This is a genomic window from Saccharothrix violaceirubra, from assembly GCF_014203755.1.
Classification (GTDB): domain Bacteria; phylum Actinomycetota; class Actinomycetes; order Mycobacteriales; family Pseudonocardiaceae; genus Actinosynnema; species Actinosynnema violaceirubrum.
On record NZ_JACHJS010000001.1, the window covers coordinates 6,036,611 to 6,052,948 of the forward strand.

General features: G+C 73.1%; 13 protein-coding genes. 3 read left to right on the top strand and 10 right to left on the bottom strand.

Features of this window, described 5'->3' with window-relative positions:
- Positions 1 to 112 precede the first annotated feature (112 nt).
- A complete protein-coding gene (locus F4559_RS27735) occupies positions 113 to 937 on the bottom strand; it encodes a helix-turn-helix transcriptional regulator (protein ID WP_184673626.1) in 825 nt (274 codons plus the stop codon).
- A 162-nt stretch (positions 938 to 1,099) separates the two neighbouring features.
- Here F4559_RS27735 and F4559_RS27740 point away from each other — a divergent pair, with 162 nt between their 5' ends.
- Positions 1,100 to 1,852 (top strand): SDR family oxidoreductase, encoded by a 753-nt coding sequence (locus F4559_RS27740; protein ID WP_184673627.1) that lies wholly within the window; start codon positions 1,100 to 1,102, stop codon positions 1,850 to 1,852.
- Positions 1,853 to 1,865: 13 nt separating this feature from the next.
- Here the strand turns inward: F4559_RS27740 and lysX are convergent, their stop codons facing one another.
- The gene (lysX, locus tag F4559_RS27745) at positions 1,866 to 5,138 is read right to left on the bottom strand and encodes a bifunctional lysylphosphatidylglycerol synthetase/lysine--tRNA ligase LysX (RefSeq protein WP_376774668.1); all 3,273 of its coding nucleotides are present in this window, start codon (positions 5,136 to 5,138) and stop codon (positions 1,866 to 1,868) included.
- A 44-nt stretch (positions 5,139 to 5,182) separates the two neighbouring features.
- Here lysX and F4559_RS27750 point away from each other — a divergent pair, with 44 nt between their 5' ends.
- The gene (locus F4559_RS27750) at positions 5,183 to 5,980 is read left to right on the top strand and encodes an alpha/beta fold hydrolase (RefSeq protein ID WP_246446485.1); all 798 of its coding nucleotides are present in this window, start codon (positions 5,183 to 5,185) and stop codon (positions 5,978 to 5,980) included.
- A gap of 115 nt (positions 5,981 to 6,095) precedes the next feature.
- On the top strand, positions 6,096 to 6,947 hold the full coding sequence (gene panB / locus F4559_RS27755; protein ID WP_184673629.1) for a 3-methyl-2-oxobutanoate hydroxymethyltransferase: 852 nt from the start codon (positions 6,096 to 6,098) through the stop codon (positions 6,945 to 6,947).
- A 221-nt stretch (positions 6,948 to 7,168) separates the two neighbouring features.
- On the opposite strand, the gene F4559_RS27760 is transcribed toward panB, so the two are convergent.
- Genes F4559_RS27760 through F4559_RS27795 form a run of 8 tightly spaced genes read right to left on the bottom strand, consistent with a single transcriptional unit; the run spans position 7,169 to position 16,320 of the window.
- Positions 7,169 to 7,927: a helical backbone metal receptor gene (locus F4559_RS27760; protein WP_184673631.1), complete on the bottom strand. Its 759-nt coding sequence runs from the start codon at positions 7,925 to 7,927 to the stop codon at positions 7,169 to 7,171.
- Positions 7,924 to 9,309, bottom strand: a complete 1,386-nt coding sequence (locus F4559_RS27765; RefSeq protein WP_184676287.1) for an RNB domain-containing ribonuclease — start codon at positions 9,307 to 9,309, stop codon at positions 7,924 to 7,926. The genes F4559_RS27760 and F4559_RS27765 overlap by 4 nt, the downstream gene beginning before the upstream one ends.
- A 29-nt stretch (positions 9,310 to 9,338) precedes the next feature.
- Positions 9,339 to 9,527, bottom strand: a complete 189-nt coding sequence (locus F4559_RS27770; protein ID WP_184673633.1) for a hypothetical protein — start codon at positions 9,525 to 9,527, stop codon at positions 9,339 to 9,341.
- A 31-nt stretch (positions 9,528 to 9,558) separates the two neighbouring features.
- The gene (locus tag F4559_RS27775; protein ID WP_184673636.1) at positions 9,559 to 10,068 is read right to left on the bottom strand and encodes a hypothetical protein; all 510 of its coding nucleotides are present in this window, start codon (positions 10,066 to 10,068) and stop codon (positions 9,559 to 9,561) included.
- 10 nt (positions 10,069 to 10,078) lie between these two features.
- The gene (locus F4559_RS27780; RefSeq protein WP_184673638.1) at positions 10,079 to 11,077 is read right to left on the bottom strand and encodes a C40 family peptidase; all 999 of its coding nucleotides are present in this window, start codon (positions 11,075 to 11,077) and stop codon (positions 10,079 to 10,081) included.
- Between the two features lies 1 nt (position 11,078).
- A complete protein-coding gene (locus F4559_RS27785) occupies positions 11,079 to 11,678 on the bottom strand; it encodes a RodZ family helix-turn-helix domain-containing protein (protein WP_184673640.1) in 600 nt (199 codons plus the stop codon).
- Positions 11,678 to 13,570, bottom strand: coding sequence for a hypothetical protein (locus F4559_RS27790; protein ID WP_184673642.1), 1,893 nt, complete (start codon positions 13,568 to 13,570; stop codon positions 11,678 to 11,680). The genes F4559_RS27785 and F4559_RS27790 overlap by 1 nt, the downstream gene beginning before the upstream one ends.
- Positions 13,567 to 16,320, bottom strand: a complete 2,754-nt coding sequence (locus F4559_RS27795) for an ATP-binding protein (RefSeq protein WP_246446488.1) — start codon at positions 16,318 to 16,320, stop codon at positions 13,567 to 13,569. The genes F4559_RS27790 and F4559_RS27795 overlap by 4 nt, the downstream gene beginning before the upstream one ends.
- Positions 16,321 to 16,338 lie beyond the last annotated feature (18 nt).

The following is a 16,338-nucleotide window of genomic DNA, read 5'->3' on the forward strand; positions in this document are numbered from 1 at the left end:
ATTCCCACGCTGCGTGTGAAACAAATATTGCCGTCAAGATTTGACGTCAATATTCAGACGACCGATTCAACGGCTTTCCAGCCCCGGGAGCAGCGGCGCACCGTCCGTCGGATCAGCCGCCGATCGGTGCGCTCCAGCTCGCGAGCAACCGGAGACGTTCCTGTGTCGGCGAGCCGACCGGCGCCGTGTAGACGCAGAGGGCCAGGTCCGGTTCGCCGGGCAGCCGGAAGGTCTCGTAGTCCAGGTCCAGGTCGCCGACGACCGGGTGGCGCAGCAGCTTGGTGCCGTGCGTCTTCTCCAGCACCGCGTGCCTGGCCCACAGCTCCCGGAACGTCGCGTCCTTCACCGACAGCTCCCCCACCAGCGCGGCCAGCAGCGGGTCGTCGGGGTGGCGGCCCGCGTCCAGCCGCAGGAAGGCGACCTGGTCGGCCGCGACCGTGTCCCACTCGCGGTAGAACGACCGCGCGTCGGGGTCCAGGAACGTGTGCCGCGCCGAGTCGCGCATCTCCGGCGCGGCGTCGTCGAACCCGTACAGCGCGCCCGCCAGCGAGTTCCACGCCAGCACCTCGGTGCGGCGGCCGAGCACGAACGCGGGCACGTCGGCCATCGACTCCAGCAGGCGCAGCACGCCGGTCCGCACGCGCCGCGGGGCGGACCGCCGCGACCGGGCGGGCCGGACCAGGTTGCGCAGGTGCGCGCGTTCGGTCTCGTCCAGCCGCAACACGCGGGAGACCGCGTCGAGCACCGCGTCCGACACCGCGGGCGTGCGGCCCTGCTCCAACCGCATGTAGTAGTCCACGCTCACGCCCGCGAGCAACGCCAACTCCTCGCGGCGCAGCCCCGGTACGCGCCGCCGCCCACCGCCCGGCAGACCGACGTCGTCCGGCCGCACCCGGGCCCGCCTGCTGCGGAGGAACTCGCCCAGATCGTGGTTCACCGGGCCAGTATGGCCCGGCCGGCACCGCCGATCCTGGTCCTGCGGGACCCCGGTAACCGCCGTGCCCGGGAAGATCGGACACAGGAAAGTCGGACACAGGTAGGCCAGGCACAGGAAGACCGGGGCCTGGGACCGCGACCGTCCCGGCGGCACGGTTGTCCCATGACCTACGACCTCACCGACCGCACCGCGGTCGTCACCGGTGCCTCCAGCGGCATCGGCGCCGAGACCGCCCGCACCCTGGCCCGCGCCGGAGCCCGGGTCGCCCTGCTCGCCCGGCGTGCCGAACGGGTCGCCGAGCTGGCCGACGAGATCACCGCCGAGGGCGGGCAGGCGGTCGCCGTGGCCGCCGACGTCACCGACGACCTGGCCGTCGCCGTCGACCGCGTGCACGACGCGTTCGGCCGCGTGGACCTCGTGGTGGCCAACGCCGGCGTGATGCTGCCCAACCCGATCGCCGACGGCCGCGTCGACCAGTGGCGGCGGATGCTCGACACCAACGTGCTCGGCCTGCTGGCCACGGTCCGCGCGTTCACCGACGACCTGGTCGCGGCCGGCGCCGAAGGCCGCCGGTCCGACCTCGTCACGGTGTCGTCGATCGGCTCCTACCTGGTGCTGCCCGACTACGCGGTCTACTGCGCCACCAAGGCCGCCGTGACGCACCTGGCGGCCAACCTGCGCACCGAGTTCGGGCCGCGCGGCGTGCGCGTGACCAACGTCGAGCCCGGCCTGGTCGAGACCGAACTCGGCGACCACATGGACAACCCGCGCATCAAGGCGGACCTGGCCGCGTGGCGCGAGGCGGCACCGCCGCTGTCGCCGGTCGCGATCGCCGACGTGATCGCGTACACGACCAGCCGGTGCCGGGAGTTCAACGTGCGCCAGGTGGTCGTGCTGCCCACGGCCCAGGTCTGAGCCCGGGACGGGGCTAGGACGGCCGCACGAACGGGAACAGCACGGTCTGCCGGATCGACGTGCCGGTCAACATCATCAGCACCCGGTCCACGCCCATGCCCAGGCCGCCGGTGGGCGGCATGCCATGCTCCAACGCGAGGAGGAAGTCCTCGTCGAGTTCCATCGCCTCGACGTCGCCGCCGGCCGCCTTGAGCGACTGGGCCTCGAGGCGGCCACGCTGCTCGACCGGGTCGGTCAGCTCGGAGTAGGCGGTGCCGATCTCCGCGCCGAACGCGACCAGGTCCCAGCGTTCGGCCAGGCGCGGGTCGACCCGGTGCCGGCGGGTCAGCGGCGACACGGACGTGGGGAAGTCGGTGTAGAAGGTCGGTCCGACGGTCGCGGGTTCCACCAGCGCGTCGTACGCCTCCTGCACCAGCGCGCCGTGGTCGGCGTCCTCGTCGGCCGCGACGCCCCGGTCGGCGAGCAGGGCGCGCAGCCGGTCGACCGGGGTGTCCGGCGTGACCTCGACGCCCAACGCGCCGGAGACGGCCGAGTACACCGGGACCACCGGCCAGTCCCCCGAGATGTCGACCTCGACCCCGTCGCCGCGCACGGCCACCTGGCGGCCGTGCGCGGCGACGGCGGCGTGCTGCACGAGTTCGCGCATCAGGTCCAGCATCACCCGGTAGTCCGCGTACGCCTGGTACGCCTCCAGCATCGTGAACTCGGGGTTGTGCGTGGCGTCCGCGCCCTCGTTGCGGAAGTTGCGGTTCAGCTCGAAGACCCGGTCGACGCCCGCCACGCACAGCCGTTTGAGGTACAGCTCGGGCGCGATGCGCAGGAACATGCGCGTGTCGTAGGCGTTGATGTGCGTCACGAACGGACGGGCGTTCGCGCCGCCGTGCACGGCCTGGAGCATCGGCGTCTCGACCTCCAGGTACTCGCGGTCGTGCAGGAAGTCCCGGATCGCGCGCACCACGTCGCTGCGCAGCCGCAGCATCCGCGCCGAGTCCCGGTTCACGACCAGGTCCAGGTAGCGCTTGCGGACGCGGGCCTCGGGGTCGGCGAAGCCCTTGTGCCCGTCCGGCAGCGGGTGCAGGCACTTGGCGGTCACCGTCCACTCGTCGACCAGCACGGACAGCTCGCCGCGCCGCGACCGCACGACCTCGCCCGAGGCGCCCACGTGGTCGCCGAGGTCGACGCCGTACTTCCACAGGGCCAGGTCGGGCAGGCGGCCCGCGTCGAGCATGAGCTGGATCTCGCCGGTGGAGTCGCGCAGGCGGGCGAAGCACAGGCCGCCGAGTTCACGGGACGCCACGACGCGGCCGGCGACGTGGACGTGGTCGCCGAACCGCTCGCGGGCCCGCGCGAGGGAGACGTCGCGCGGGAAGCCCACCGGGTACGGGTCGACCCCGGCCGCCCGCAGCCGGTCGAGCTTGGCCAGCCGCACCCGCACCTGCTCGGGCCGGCGCACCGGCTTGGCCTCGACCTTCGCCGCGTCGATCGCGGCCACCGCGGCGACGAAGTCCGCGCCCGCGCGCTCGTAGCGCAACGCCCGGCCCGAACCGCGCTTGAGCAACGACCGCAGGCTCGGCACGAACCCCTCGGCGACACCCGCCGCGATCCCGGTCCGGACGAGGTTGCGCGTCCGGCCGAAGCACAGGTAGCGCGGCTGCCAGTGCGGGTCGTACTTGGCGTTGGACCGGTACAGCGACTCCAGCTGGAAGAACCGGGACGCCACGCCCAGCACGCGCCGCCACGCGCGCAGCACGGGTCCGGCGCCGATCCGGTCGCCCTCCTCGAACACCGCGCGGAACATGGCGAAGTTGAGCGAGATCCGCTGCACGCCCAGCCGCCCGGACGCCGCGACCAGTCCGTTGACCATGAACTCGTTGAGGCCGTTCTCGGCCGTGCGGTCGCGGCGCATCAGGTCCAGCGACACGCCCCGGCGTCCCCACGGCACGAACGACAGCAGGCCGCGCAGCTCGCCGCCGGCGTCGTAGGCCTCGACCATCACGCACCGGCCGTCGCTCGGGTCGCCCAGCCGCCCCAACGCCATGGAGAAGCCGCGTTCGGTCTCCGTGCCGCGCCACCGCCGGGCCAGCTCCAGGATCGCGGCCATCCCGTCGGGCGGGATCTCGGCGTGCCGCCGGACGCGCACGGTGTACCCGGCGCGCTCCACCCGGCTCACCGCCTGGCGGACCGACCGGTGCTGCGGGCCGGACAGGCTGAACCCGCGCACGTCCAGCACGGCCTCGTCGCCGATCTCCAGCGCTTTCAAGCCCGCCCTGGTGTAGACCCGCGCGCCGCGCTCCCCGGCGCCGAGCACGGCGGGCAGCCACCCGTAACGGCGCGTCTCGGCCAGCCACGCCTCGACGGCGTGCGGCCACGCGTCCTCGTCGCCGATCGGGTCGCCGCCGGCCAGGGCCGTGCCCGCGAACACCCGGTAGGTGAGCGCCGCACGTCCGTTGGGCGCGAACACCACGCTCTTGTCGCGCCGCGTGCCGAAGTAGCCCAGCGAGTCCTGCTCGCCGTGCTCGGCGAGCAGGCGGCGCACGGCCAGCTCCTGCTCGTCGTCGACGAGCAGGCTCGACCGCTCGCCCCGGAAGAAGACGTAGAGCGCGACGATGGCCACGACCGTGCCCGCCAACCCGAGCACCACGCTCAGCCACTGCGGGCCGGTGCCCACACCGGCGCGTTCCAGCGGCAGCACCTCGCCGACGACCTGGTTGGCCGCCCACACGAACTTCTCGCCCGTGCCCTGGAGCGTGCCCGGGAAGACGCAGGTCAGACCCCAGCCCGCCGGGATCCACGCGAGCAGGCCCAGCACGAACACGGCCAGCGCCCGCCGCCACGCGCCGGGCGCGAGCTTGGCCGGGAACGCGTCCCGGGACAGCCACAGCACCACGATGAACGACGACAGGCAGACCAGGCCCGCGATCTCCGCCACGACGGCCTCGCCGAACACCGGGTCGGCCGGGTCGGCCAGCGTCTCCGCAGGGGCGACCACCAACAGCGCGCCGAGCAGGAGCACCAGGCCAAGGCCCAACGACTCGAACAGCAGCAGCGTCAGGAACGCGGCCCGCTTGCGGCGGCGCAACGCGGCGCCGAGCACGAGCAGCACCAGCACGATGAACAGGTTCGCGTCCACCGGCAGGCCCAGCACGAAGCCGCCGAGGAAGATGGCGTCCGACAGCGGACCCTCGTCGGACACCAGCAGCACCAACGACGCCAGGGCCGCGAGCTGCACCACGGTGGCGGCGGCACCCGCCACCCGCCACTTCCACCCGGCGACCGCCACGAACACACTCCCACCCAAGACCGTCGCCGGAAGGGCCCGACGTGACCACCATGATCTCCTCACCGGCCGGCCGGGTGCACGTCCGGGCGACGGGCCGGGCGGACGGTCCGGTCGTGGTCCTCAGCTCGGGCCTGGGCGGCGCGTGGTTCGACTGGGACGCCACGGCCGCGCTGCTCGCGCCGCACGCACGCGTGCTGGTGTTCGACCGGCCGGGCACCGGCGGCAGCGGACCGGCGCTCGCGCCCGCCTCGCTGGAGCGCGAGGTGGCCGTGCTGGACGCGGTGCTCGCGGACGTGCCCGAGGCGGTGCTCGTCGGCCACTCGATGGCGACGCTGCACGTCGAGGCGTGGACCCGGCTGCGCCCGGACCGGGTGCGCGGGCTCGTGCTGGTCGAGCCCGACCCCGAGGTGCCGGGCGCGGGTCGGCCGTTCGACGTGTCGGCGGTCGTGGCCCGGTGGCTGCTGCGGCTGGGCGCGCAGCGGTTCATCGCCCGCCACGGCGTCCGGTTGCGCCGCCGGGCGGTGGCGTCCTCGACGCTGGGCCGGCGCGACCCGGCGCCCGCGGAGCTGGTCCGGGAGGTCTACGGGCGGCCGACGCTCGCCGGGGCCGTGCTGGACGAACTGGCCTCCTACCCCGACCAGGTGGCGTCGGTCGACCGGCTGCGCCCGGCTCGGCCGTTGCCCGAGGTGCCGTTCACGGTGTTGAGCGCGGGACGCGTACCGACGGCGCACCGGCTGCTCGCGGGCCTGGTGCCGTGGGGCGAGGCGGTCGCCGTGCCCGGCAGCCGCCACCTGATGCCGGTCGACCGGCCCGATGCCGTGGCTTCAGCGGTGTCGCGTTCCCTGTGAAGTGACTCGCAACCCCGACGCGGGTCGACGGCATCGGTGTCACGCTGGACGGGTAACCGTGCAACACAGCCCGGAGACCCGCGACGGCGCGGGCTTCGAGGAGGGACGGTCGACGATGACCTCATCAGCCGAGGTGGCTGCGCCCTACGGCGGCGGCGCGGATCGCCCGCTCAAGCGGGTCCGCGTGCACCACCTGCGCGAGCTGAAGCAACGCGGTGAGCCGTGGCCCATGCTCACCTCCTACGACATGTACACCGCCGCGCTCTTCGACGAGGCGGGCATCCCGGTCCTGCTGGTCGGCGACTCGGCGTCGAACAACGTCTACGGCAACGAGACCTCCCTGCCGGTGACCGTGGACGAGCTGATCCCGCTGGTCCGGGCCGTGACGCGGGCGACGAAGCACGCCCTGGTCGTCGCGGACCTGCCGTTCGGGTCGTACCAGGTCTCGGTGGAGCAGGCGGTCGCCACGGCCGTCCGGTTCATGAAGGAAGGCCAGGCGCACGCGGTCAAGCTGGAGGGCGGGCGCCACTTCGCGCCGCACATCCGGGCGATCGTGGCGGCGGGCATCCCGGTCATGGCGCACATCGGGTTCACGCCGCAGAGCGAGCACCAGCTCGGCGGTTACCGGGTGCAGGGCCGCGACGCGGCGTTCGACGACGTGGTCGCGGACGCGCTCGCGGTGCAGGAGGCCGGCGCGTTCGCCGTGGTGCTGGAGATGGTGACCGCCGAGGTCGCCAAGCGGATCACGCACGACCTGGAGATCCCCACGGTCGGCATCGGCGCGGGCCCGGACACCGACGCCCAGGTGCTGGTGTGGCAGGACATGATGGGGTTGAACCGGGGCAAGGGGCCGCGGTTCGTCAAGCGGTACGCGGACCTCGCGGGCGTCATGTCCGCGGCGGCGCGCGAGTTCGCCGCCGAGGTGCGGGGGCACGCGTTCCCGGGTCCCGAGCACACGTTCCACTAGCCGGGTGATGCGGCGGTAGCCGGACGAAGGGTGTTCGGGATCCGTGATCCGGACACCCTCCCACCGCTCCGACGCGACCACCCCGAGCGGCAGCCCGCTCGGGCGGACCGCCGACGTGACCCGAGACGCGACCACGAGCCCGCCCGGCCTGCCGATCATCGCCGATCAGGGTCCCGTGGACCGATTCCGCGGCCCGCCGGGCGCATCACCCGACGACCGGCCTACGCGTCGCCCGTCCCGGCCAAGGCCGAGCCCAGGCTGTCCCGGGCTTCGACCAGTGCCGGGCCGTACCAGGTGAGGTGCCGCCCGTTCACGTGGACGGGCCGCTGTCGCGGGAAGAACCGCGGTCCGTCCTCGGGCGTGAACACGTACGGCTCGTCGGGCAGGACGACCAGGTCGGCCTCGACGGCGGCGAGTTCGTCCCGGTCCGGCCGGGGGTAGCGATCGGGGTGGCCGGCGAACGCGTTGACCACCCCCAGTCGGCGCAGCACGTCGCCCGCGAACGTGTCCCGGCCCAGCACCACCCACGGTTTGCGCCACACCGGCACGATCGCGGTGGCACGCGGCGGCGGGACGTCGCGCCACAGGTCCTCGGCGGCGGTCAGCCACGCCGGTTCCTCGTCCCACACCGTGCCGAACAGGCGGCGCAAAGACGCGAGCGCGGCGGGCACGGTGGCGGGCGCCGCGGTCACCCACACCGGGATGCCGTCGGCACGCAGGGCGGCCACGTCCTCGGGCCGGTTCTCCTCGCTGTTGGCGATCACCAGGTCGGGGCGCAGCGCCCGGACCCGGTCCACCTTCGGGTACTTCGAGCCGCCGACGCGGACGACGTCGAGGTCGGCGGGGTGCGTGCAGTAGTCGGTGGCGCCGACCAGGCCGTGCCCGGCGACGGCCTCGGTGAGGGACGGGACCAGGCTGACCACGCGGGTCGGCCGCGTCGGCAGCACGACGGGCGCGTCGAGGTCGTCGACGGGGATCACGCCTCGAACCCGATCTTGCGGCGGACCGGGTCGGCGACCGTGAGCCGCACCCGCACCCGGCCGCCCTCGGGCAGGTCGCGGCCGACGCACCGGCCGACGACCGGCGGGTCGGCGACGAACACGTCCGCGCCGTTCTTCTCCGCGCGCAGCACGACCGCGTCGAACTCCTGCCCGATCCGGTCGGCCAGCACCCACGCCTCGACCTGGTCCACGCACGCCCGGTCGACCTTGGCGGCCACCGAGTCCGAGGCGCCCATGAGACCGGGCAGCAGCGGCAACGCCCGGCGCAGCCAGGCCGGCACCTCCTCCCCCGCGGTCACGGCCAGGCACACCTCCGTGGCGAACCGGTCCACCAAGCGCCGCAAGGGAGCCGTGACGTGCGCGTACGGCGCGGCCACCCCGGCGTGCGTGGTCACCGGCGGCAGGTCGCCGTCGAACGCGGTGTACCCGGCGCCGCGCAGCAGCCGGGTCGCGTCGGTGAACAGCGCGAGCGACTCGGGCCGGGCCGGGTCGAGTCCGGCGAGGAAGCGGGCGGGCGAGGCGCCGTCGGGCCACGGGATGCGCAGCGCCGCCGCGTCGCGCTTCAGGGTCTCGACGGCGGTCGGTTCGGCGTCGGGCAGCGTGCGCAGGACGCCGATCCGGGCGTCGAGCATGATCCGGGCGGCGGCCATCCCGGTCAGCAGCGAGATCTCCGCGTTCCAGGCCTCGACCTCGACGCGCGGGCGTACGACCAGCTTCCAGTCGCCGGCGCCGTTCGGCGCGATCTCCTGCTCGGGCAACTGGAGTTCGACCGCGCCGCGTTCCAGCGCGCGTTCCCGCCGCAGTCGACCGAACGCCTCCAGCGCGGCCAGCGACGGGTGCACGGGTCCGCGCGCGACCTGCGCGTAGTCGAACTGCTCCCGTGAACGCACGATCGCGCGGCGCACCACGGTGCTCCGGGGTTCGCCGTCGGTGTCGCAGTCGAACGTCCACAGCACGGCGGGCCGGGTCCGGCCGGGCAGCAGGCTCGCCGCGCCCTCGCTGAGGACCTCCGGGTGCAGCGGCACGTTGCCGTCGGGCAGGTAGTGGGTCTGGCCCCGGCGGCGGACCTCCTGGTCCAGCGCGCCTTCCGGGCGGACGAACAGGCCGAGGTCGGCGATCGCGTAGTGCACGCGGAAGCCGGACGGCGTGCGTTCCAGGCACACGGCCTGGTCGAGGTCGCGCGAACCGGGCGGGTCGATGGTGACCAGCTCCAGGTCGGTGGCGTCGTGCCGGGGCCCGGGGGCGGTGTGCCGGGCCTGTTCGGCCTCGTCGCGCACCGCCTCCGGGAATCCCGTCGGCAGCCCGAACCCGGTACGGATGCCGGTGAAGTCCAGGTCGGTCGCACCCGTGCGGATCACCATGGAGGCCACGTCCCGCACCCTAACCCGGCTCAGGTGCCGCGGTTCCACTCCTTGTCGCGCTTGTCCTCGGATTCGGTGCGCCGCCGCGCCAGTTCGAGCGCGTCGCGCGCGGTGGCCTCGTCCGGGTACGGGCCCATGCGGTCGCCGCCCCGGCACCCGACACCGCGTTCCGCCTTGCCGTGCGTCAGGCAGTAGTACCAAGCGTTCTCGTCCGACATGGGACCAGACTTCCATGCGCGAACGCGCATGTCATGCGGGCCAGGACGGCGGGGCCTGGACCTGTAACGGGCCGGACGGCGGGAACTGGGGCTGCGGGAACCCGTTGGGCGGCGTGCGCTGCGTGGCGTTGGCGTAGGCGGCCGGGATCGGGTCGAGCACCGACACCAGCGCGGTCTGCCCGTCGGGGTTCTCGATGCGCTTGCCCGCGCGGTCGCGGTAGACCAGGTCGCCGTCGCCGTCGATCTCCATGATCACGCCGACCTCGGCGAGCTGGTCCTCGTCCAGGTCGACCAGGCGCTCCACCCGGGACGGCACGACCCGGTACACCGGCCAGCCCAGGTGCGCGTAGGTCCGGTGGAACTCGGCCAGCAGGTGCGTCATCTGCTGCTGCCACGCCAGGGGCATGGACTCGACCAGGTTGCGCGGCAGCACGGCGTAGGTCTGGTCCACGCCCGGCGGGCGCGTGTTCAGGTAGTCGCGGGCCGGTGTCCCGGACGCGGGCGGGCCGACGGGCCGCTGGACCGGGTCTGGGGTGTACATGCCCGCCTCCTCACACGCCCGGCCGGACGGCCAGCGGCATCAGCTCGTAATAGTCCCAGTTGATCTTGCTGATCTTCACGACGTCACCGGTCTGGGGCGCGTGGATGTACTGGTCGTTGCCCAGGTACATGCCCACGTGGTGCACGGTGACCGGGTTGGCCGGGTTGGTCGCCCAGAAGATCAGGTCGCCGGCCTTGGCCTCGCGCACCGGCAGGTGGGCGCCGCCGGACATGTACTGGTCGTTGGCCACGCGCGGGATCTTCACGCCCGCCGCGCCGAACGCCTTGACCAGGATGCCCGAGCAGTCCCACGCGTCCGGCCCGTTGCCGCCCCACAGGTACGGCTCGCCCAGCTGCTGCCGGGTGAACTCGATCGCGGTCGACGCCGCGCCCGAGGCGACCAGGAAGTTCCCGGCCGACGCGCCGCAGCCCGCCGGGTCGGGCACGTCGCCGAGTTCGCCGATCATGAACGCGGCCATGGCCTCCCACCGGTGGTAGCGGTCGGGGTAGGCCGAGCGCTCCACGTCCTGCGCCGAGTCGCCGGGCCGCTGGTCCTCCCAGCCCGGCACGTTCAGCAGCACGGCGTAGAACTTGCGGATCGCGTAGTCGGGATCGGTGACCTGCTGGGGCGTGCCCCAGCCCATCGACGGGCGCATCTGGAAGATGCCCAGCGAGTCGCGGTCGCCGTAGTCGAGGCTGCGCAGCCCGGACTCGGTCATGCCCGCCTGGATGGCGATCTGCCACGCCAGCGGGGGCAGCTTCAGCTCCTGGCCGATCGAGATGATCATGCCGACGGTCTTGCGCTGCTCGCCGGACAGCCGACTCGCGTCGCCGCGCCCGCGTTCCTCGCCGCCGCCTTCCCAGGGGCCGATGGACGCGTTGCAGCCGACGCTGCGGATGTTCATGCCCTCGACCGGTGTCGACCCGCTGACGGCGGTCTGGACTCCGTTCACGACCGCGACGGCGATCACCACGACGACCGCGGTCACCGCCAGGACGATCTTCAGCATCTCAGCCCACCTTGTCGTACCTGTGCACGCGCCAACCCTCGGGGCGCTTCACCACGGTCAGCAGAAGCTTGCCGCTCTCCAGCGGGACTTCGAACTCCACCGAATCGGTGAACGACTTCGTCGACTTGACCACACCTTTGATCACGGTCGGTGCGTTCGCCGGGTCGATGGAGGCCAACTGGGGGAAGAACTCGGTCGAGGTGTAGCTCTCCAGCCCCTTCAACCACGCCTCCTTGGTCGTGCCCGGCTTGAACGACACGAACGCCTCGGCCCAGTTCTCGGCCACGATCTGGGCCTCGGGCGCGACCGCCGCGGTCGGCGGCGCGGACGTCGGACTCGCGGCCTTGGTCGGCGGCGGGGTCGTGGTCGCGCCGCTCGCGGGCAGCACGCCGACCTGGCCGGCGCCCGTCGTCGGCGGCGCGGACGTCGTGCCGGCCGCGGTCGTCTTCGACTCGATCGCGTTGGGCACGACGACGCTCACGACCGCGATCAGCACGGCGAACCCGATGATCGTCACCGCGAGGTGGCGGGGCGAGCGCAGCGGCCAGCCCCACAGTCGGCGGTAGACCGCGGCCCGGCCGCGGTTGGTCCTGATCGGCATCAGCTGTCCCTGACTTCGAGCCCGCGCGACGGTCGGTAGATCACGTGCACCTGGCGGCCCGCGACGACCTCCGTCTCCGCGCGCCGGGGTCCGGGCAGGACCGGGCCGTCCGCGGCGAGCCGCTGGTGGCCGTTCGACACCCGGCTCGGCACGAGCACGGCGTCGTCCTGGCGGTCCCAGCCCCGGTCGACCACGGGCGGCGTGTCCACCACGCGCGACCGGGTCGCGGCGGGCAGGGCAGCCTGGCCGCCGCCCGAGGGCAGCGCGGCCTGGCGTGGCCGGCCGTCGAGTTCGCCGCGCACGGCAGGGGGCCGCCGGTCGAGGCGCTGGGCCGTGGCGACGACCGGTCCCGAGGACACCGGCCCGGACGCCTCCGGGCGCACCCGGCCATCCCGACGCGGCGCCTCGGGCGAATCGGGGTCGGTGTCGCGGACCTGGTCCCAGAACTCGTCCTGGGGCGTGGGCCCGGCGTCCTTCTTGCGCCGCAACCGGGACAGCAGGCCGCCGCGCATCGGCAGGGCGCTGCTGGCGCCGCCGACCGACATCTCGACCATCTGCCACATCCGCCGCAGCGGCTTGCCGATCATGAAGCAGACCACGGTGAGCATGAGCGCGAGCAGCGTGCGGGTCAGCAGCGACAGGCCCGTGGCGTTGAAGATCGCCTGGAGCAGCAACGCGTGCGTGCCCGCGAGCACGGCCAGGACCAGGACGTTGAACACGGTCACGGCCGCCGCCCGGCCGACCTTGCGCAGCAGGTCGTGGTGGATCAGCGCGACCAGGCCGATGAGCGGGCCGGCGAGCGTGAGGACGCGCAGCAGCAACTGGGCCAGCAGCACGGCCGCCTTGGCGAAGAGCTGGAACAGCGAGAACGCCACGGCCTGCAACAACGCCAGGAACCCGGCGCCCGTCCGGCCGCCGTCGGCACCGGTGAAGGCACCCCGGGCCGAACCGAGTTCCTTCTCCAGCGCCTTGTAGTCGTTCTTCTTGGCCTCCATCGCGGCCTGGTCGCCGTCCTTGTGGTCGGCCAGTTCCTGCACCGACCACGCCTGGTCGGCGAGCAGGCGGGACCCGAACTGGGCGGCCTGCGGTGCCTCGGGTGAGCCGAACACGCCGCGCAGCCAGCTCTGGTAGACCACGGAGTCGTGCAGCCGGGACGGCAGGATGTCGAGCTTGTCCTTGCCCTCCTCGACGTCGATGAACCCGGCCTGGATCTCGGAGGTGCGGGTCACCAGCGTCGAGTCGAGCAGGTTGTAGAACTGGGGCAGCGCCAACGTCGAGGTCGCCAGCCACATCGCGGCCAACGCCCACATGCCGCGTTTGCTGATCGCGGCCAGGTCGCCGCTCCAGATCTGGCGGAACATCAGCATCGCCAGGACCAGCGCGACCAGGCCGAACCAGCGCAGGTAGACGTTGTCGTAGACCTTCTGCACCCCGGCCTTCACCGCGTCGTCCAGCGGCTGGAGCAGACCCTGGCCGACGACCGTGTAGTGCAACGCGTTCGTGGCGCCGACGATGTTCTTGCCGACGTTGAACAGCTCGTTGCCCATCCACGTGTCGATCACCGCGGCGGTGTCCGGCAGTTTGAGGCAGTCCGGCTGGTAGGCGTGCCAGACCATGCCCGCGTACCCGTAGACCAGGTACGGGCTGTCCTTGACACCGTTGCCGATCGACGGGTCGATCGCGCCGACCATGCCCGAACCCGGGCGCTCCGGGTTGGGCGCGTCCCCGCAGCCGACCGCGTTCGCCGCCGGTGCGCCGAGCACGGCCTGCAACGCCAGGATCGACACCACGCCCGCCAACGCGGGCCAGCGGCGTACCCCCTTACGGGCCGGGAAACGGCGACGCAGCCACACCAGCGCGACCACGACGGCCGCGATCGACAACAGCGTCATGCCGCACCTTCCCGGCCGTTGCGGCGGTTTCCTCCCTCGCCGTGCGCCGAGTCGACGAGTTCGTCGGTCAGGCCGACCTCGAGGTCGGCGGCCAACTCGTCGTCGATGTCGTCGGCGTAGTCCTCCGCGTACGCGAACGGGTCCTGCGGTGGCGAGCTGACCTCGACCTCGGTCTGCGCGCCGCTCTCGCGCAGCGCGTCCGGTGTCGTGTCCAGCGCGTTGCGCAGGTGTTCCAGGTGCGGCCCGGAGAAGTCGATGCGGATGCGCTCCACGCCGCCCGCGCCGTCGCCGAAGATGAACTGGCGCGGTGCCCGGTCGCGTTCGACGTTGGTGCGCACGCCGCCGGGCCGCCGGCCCAGCGAGGCGACCACCTGCTCGTAGCCCGCGCCGACCGGGACTTTCAGCAGGCGCAACGCGTCCGCCTGCGCCTGGTCGTCGTCGAGGCGGCCGACGAACACCGAGTCGAGCAGCGCAACGAAGCCCTGGATCTTGAGGAAGTCCGCCGGGATCTGCGAGGACAGCAGGACGCGGACGTTCCACTTGCGGGAGTCGCGGGCGAACCGGTTCATCAGCACGCGACCCGTGGGCACCTCGGACAGGAAGAACGCCTCGTCGATCCAGACGCCCTTGCGCAGGTCCTTGGGCCGCTCGTAGATCGACCGCTGGGTCAGCCACGCGGCCAGGTTAAGCATCTCCACGCCCAACGCCTCGGCGTCGGTCCAGTGCTCGCGGCCCACGCCGTCCTTGGGCAGGTTCAGGCCCGCCATGGTCAGCACGGTCAGCCGGTCGTCGCGCTGCTCGTTGTACGGGTCGGCGTCCTCTTCGGGGATGAGCAGCGACATGCGCTCGCGCATCTCGTCGAGGAAGTCCGCCACCACGACCGCGTGCTCGTGGTGCTCGGACGCGTCCCGCCGCAGCGCCTCGAACACCTGGCCGGGGTGGGCGTCGGGCCGGCCGCCGACCGTGCGGACCGCGCGCAGCAGCACGATCCGGGTCTGCGGCAGGCGGGCCACCTCGTAGGGCAGCAGACCGGTGAGCACGTCGAGCACCAGGCGGCGGCGGGTCGCGGCGGCCAGTGCGCGCTCGCGGCGCCAGGCGCGTTCCGCGTCCTCCTCGTCGACGAAGTGCTCCAACTGCGGCTCGGCCACGACCCGGTACGGGTTGAGGATGCCGGGCTGGGCGTTGAGCAGGTTGATCGGCCGCGCGTACGGCTTGAGCTCGGGCAGTTCGCACAGCGCGGCCAGCGGACCGGACGGGTCGAGCAGCGTCCAGTGCGCGCCGGCCCGCAGCGTCTTGTAGACGATGCCGCCGCCGAGGAACGACTTGCCCGCGCCCAGACCCGCGACCATCGCGGTCAGGCCCGAGGCGTCCCGGAGTTCCTGTGCCATCCACGGGTCCCAGGCCACCGGGCGCCGGGTCGCGGTCACGGTCTCGCCGAGCAGGATGCCGCGGCGGTCGCCCACCTCGGCGGTCGCGGTGGGTACCGCGGAGGCCGCCCACAGGACGGAGCCGCGCCGCAGGTAGGCCGAGGACGACAGGGCCTCGCCGGGGATGAACTCGCGGGCGATCGCGTACTGCGCCTCGGGGTGCTCGATGGCGACCTTGGGCTTGTAGAGGTCCAGCAACGCCTGCGCGAGCCGCAACGCCTCGCGTTCGGTCGGCCCGGAAACCGCCAACCGCCACCAGGAACGCACGCGTGTGCCCAACGCGGTGAAGCCCGACGTCATCTCGTCGTCGATCTCCAGCACGCGGCCCGCCTGGCGGGCCAACGACTGCGGCGGTTCGAGTTCGTGCTCGTCGGTGTAGTGGCGGACCTGCGAGCGCACCTTGTTCATCTGGCGCTGGAGTTCGCCCGAGACCTCCTCGGGCCGGCGCACGTAGATCCGGGCCGACCACTCCACGGCCGCCGGCAGCCGGTCCGCGCGCTGCACCCACGGGTCGTCGACCTCGGGGATCTGCAGGCCGTGCATGAGACCCACGGTCAGCACGGCGACGTGCCGCCGGACGCCCGCGTTCGAGCCGGTCCGGCCGCGCACGGTCACGGTCGGCGAGTACGGCTCCTGGTGGAAGTCGGCCGCGTCGGTGAACGACGCCAGGTCCTCGGGCTCCCACGGCGCCCCGGGCACCGCGGGCAGGTTGCGCGGCGCGGGCAGGCCCAGCGAGCACGACCGGTGCATCAGCCAGGACATCTCCTCGGCCGTCGCGGGCCGGCCTTCGAGCCCGGCCGAGCCGATCACCTGGTCGAGGTGGTCGACCTCGGACTCGATGGCGACGAGTTCGGCGTCCACCGCGTCCGGGAAGACCTTGCGCAGCACGGGGGCCGCGCGTTCGACCGCGCGGTCCATCATGTTGCGGGTCTGCACCTGGACGCCGAGGTAGACCTCCTTCTCGGCCATCGACCGGCCCATGAGCTGCTGCTGCTCGCCGACCATGTAGTCGTCGAACGACAGCGTCCCGTGGGTGTCGGGCAGCCGGCGCACGGCGTTGTGCACGTGCGCCTCGGCCCACATCCGGATCGGGTACGGCCGGGTCGTGACGCGCAGGTGCATCCAGCGGCCCTGGAGTTCGGCGTACTGGCCCGCGATCGCCGCGATCAGGTCCTGGCGCTGCGAGTCCGAGCGGAACGACCAGCGCTGCGGCGCCAGCCGGTACCAGGCGTAGACCTCCTGGCCGGTGCGCAGCAGATGGCCGTCGATGCTGCGGGCGGCGATCGACGGCGTGTAGCTGGGCACCGACTGCTCACCGGGCAGGCGGCGTCCGCGCTTGCT

Excerpts from the sequence above, each read along its gene's own strand:
- F4559_RS27740 (WP_184673627.1), top strand. The coding sequence starts at position 1,100 with ATGACCTACGACCTCACCGACCGCACCGCGGTCGTCACCGGTGCCTCC.
- F4559_RS27750 (WP_246446485.1), top strand. The coding sequence starts at position 5,183 with ATGATCTCCTCACCGGCCGGCCGGGTGCACGTCCGGGCGACGGGCCGG.
- panB (WP_184673629.1), top strand. The coding sequence starts at position 6,096 with ATGACCTCATCAGCCGAGGTGGCTGCGCCCTACGGCGGCGGCGCGGAT.
- F4559_RS27765 (WP_184676287.1), bottom strand. The coding sequence starts at position 9,309 with ATGGTGATCCGCACGGGTGCGACCGACCTGGACTTCACCGGCATCCGT.
- F4559_RS27770 (WP_184673633.1), bottom strand. The coding sequence starts at position 9,527 with ATGTCGGACGAGAACGCTTGGTACTACTGCCTGACGCACGGCAAGGCG.
- F4559_RS27775 (WP_184673636.1), bottom strand. The coding sequence starts at position 10,068 with ATGTACACCCCAGACCCGGTCCAGCGGCCCGTCGGCCCGCCCGCGTCC.
- F4559_RS27780 (WP_184673638.1), bottom strand. The coding sequence starts at position 11,077 with ATGCTGAAGATCGTCCTGGCGGTGACCGCGGTCGTCGTGGTGATCGCC.
- F4559_RS27785 (WP_184673640.1), bottom strand. The coding sequence starts at position 11,678 with ATGCCGATCAGGACCAACCGCGGCCGGGCCGCGGTCTACCGCCGACTG.
- F4559_RS27790 (WP_184673642.1), bottom strand. The coding sequence starts at position 13,570 with ATGACGCTGTTGTCGATCGCGGCCGTCGTGGTCGCGCTGGTGTGGCTG.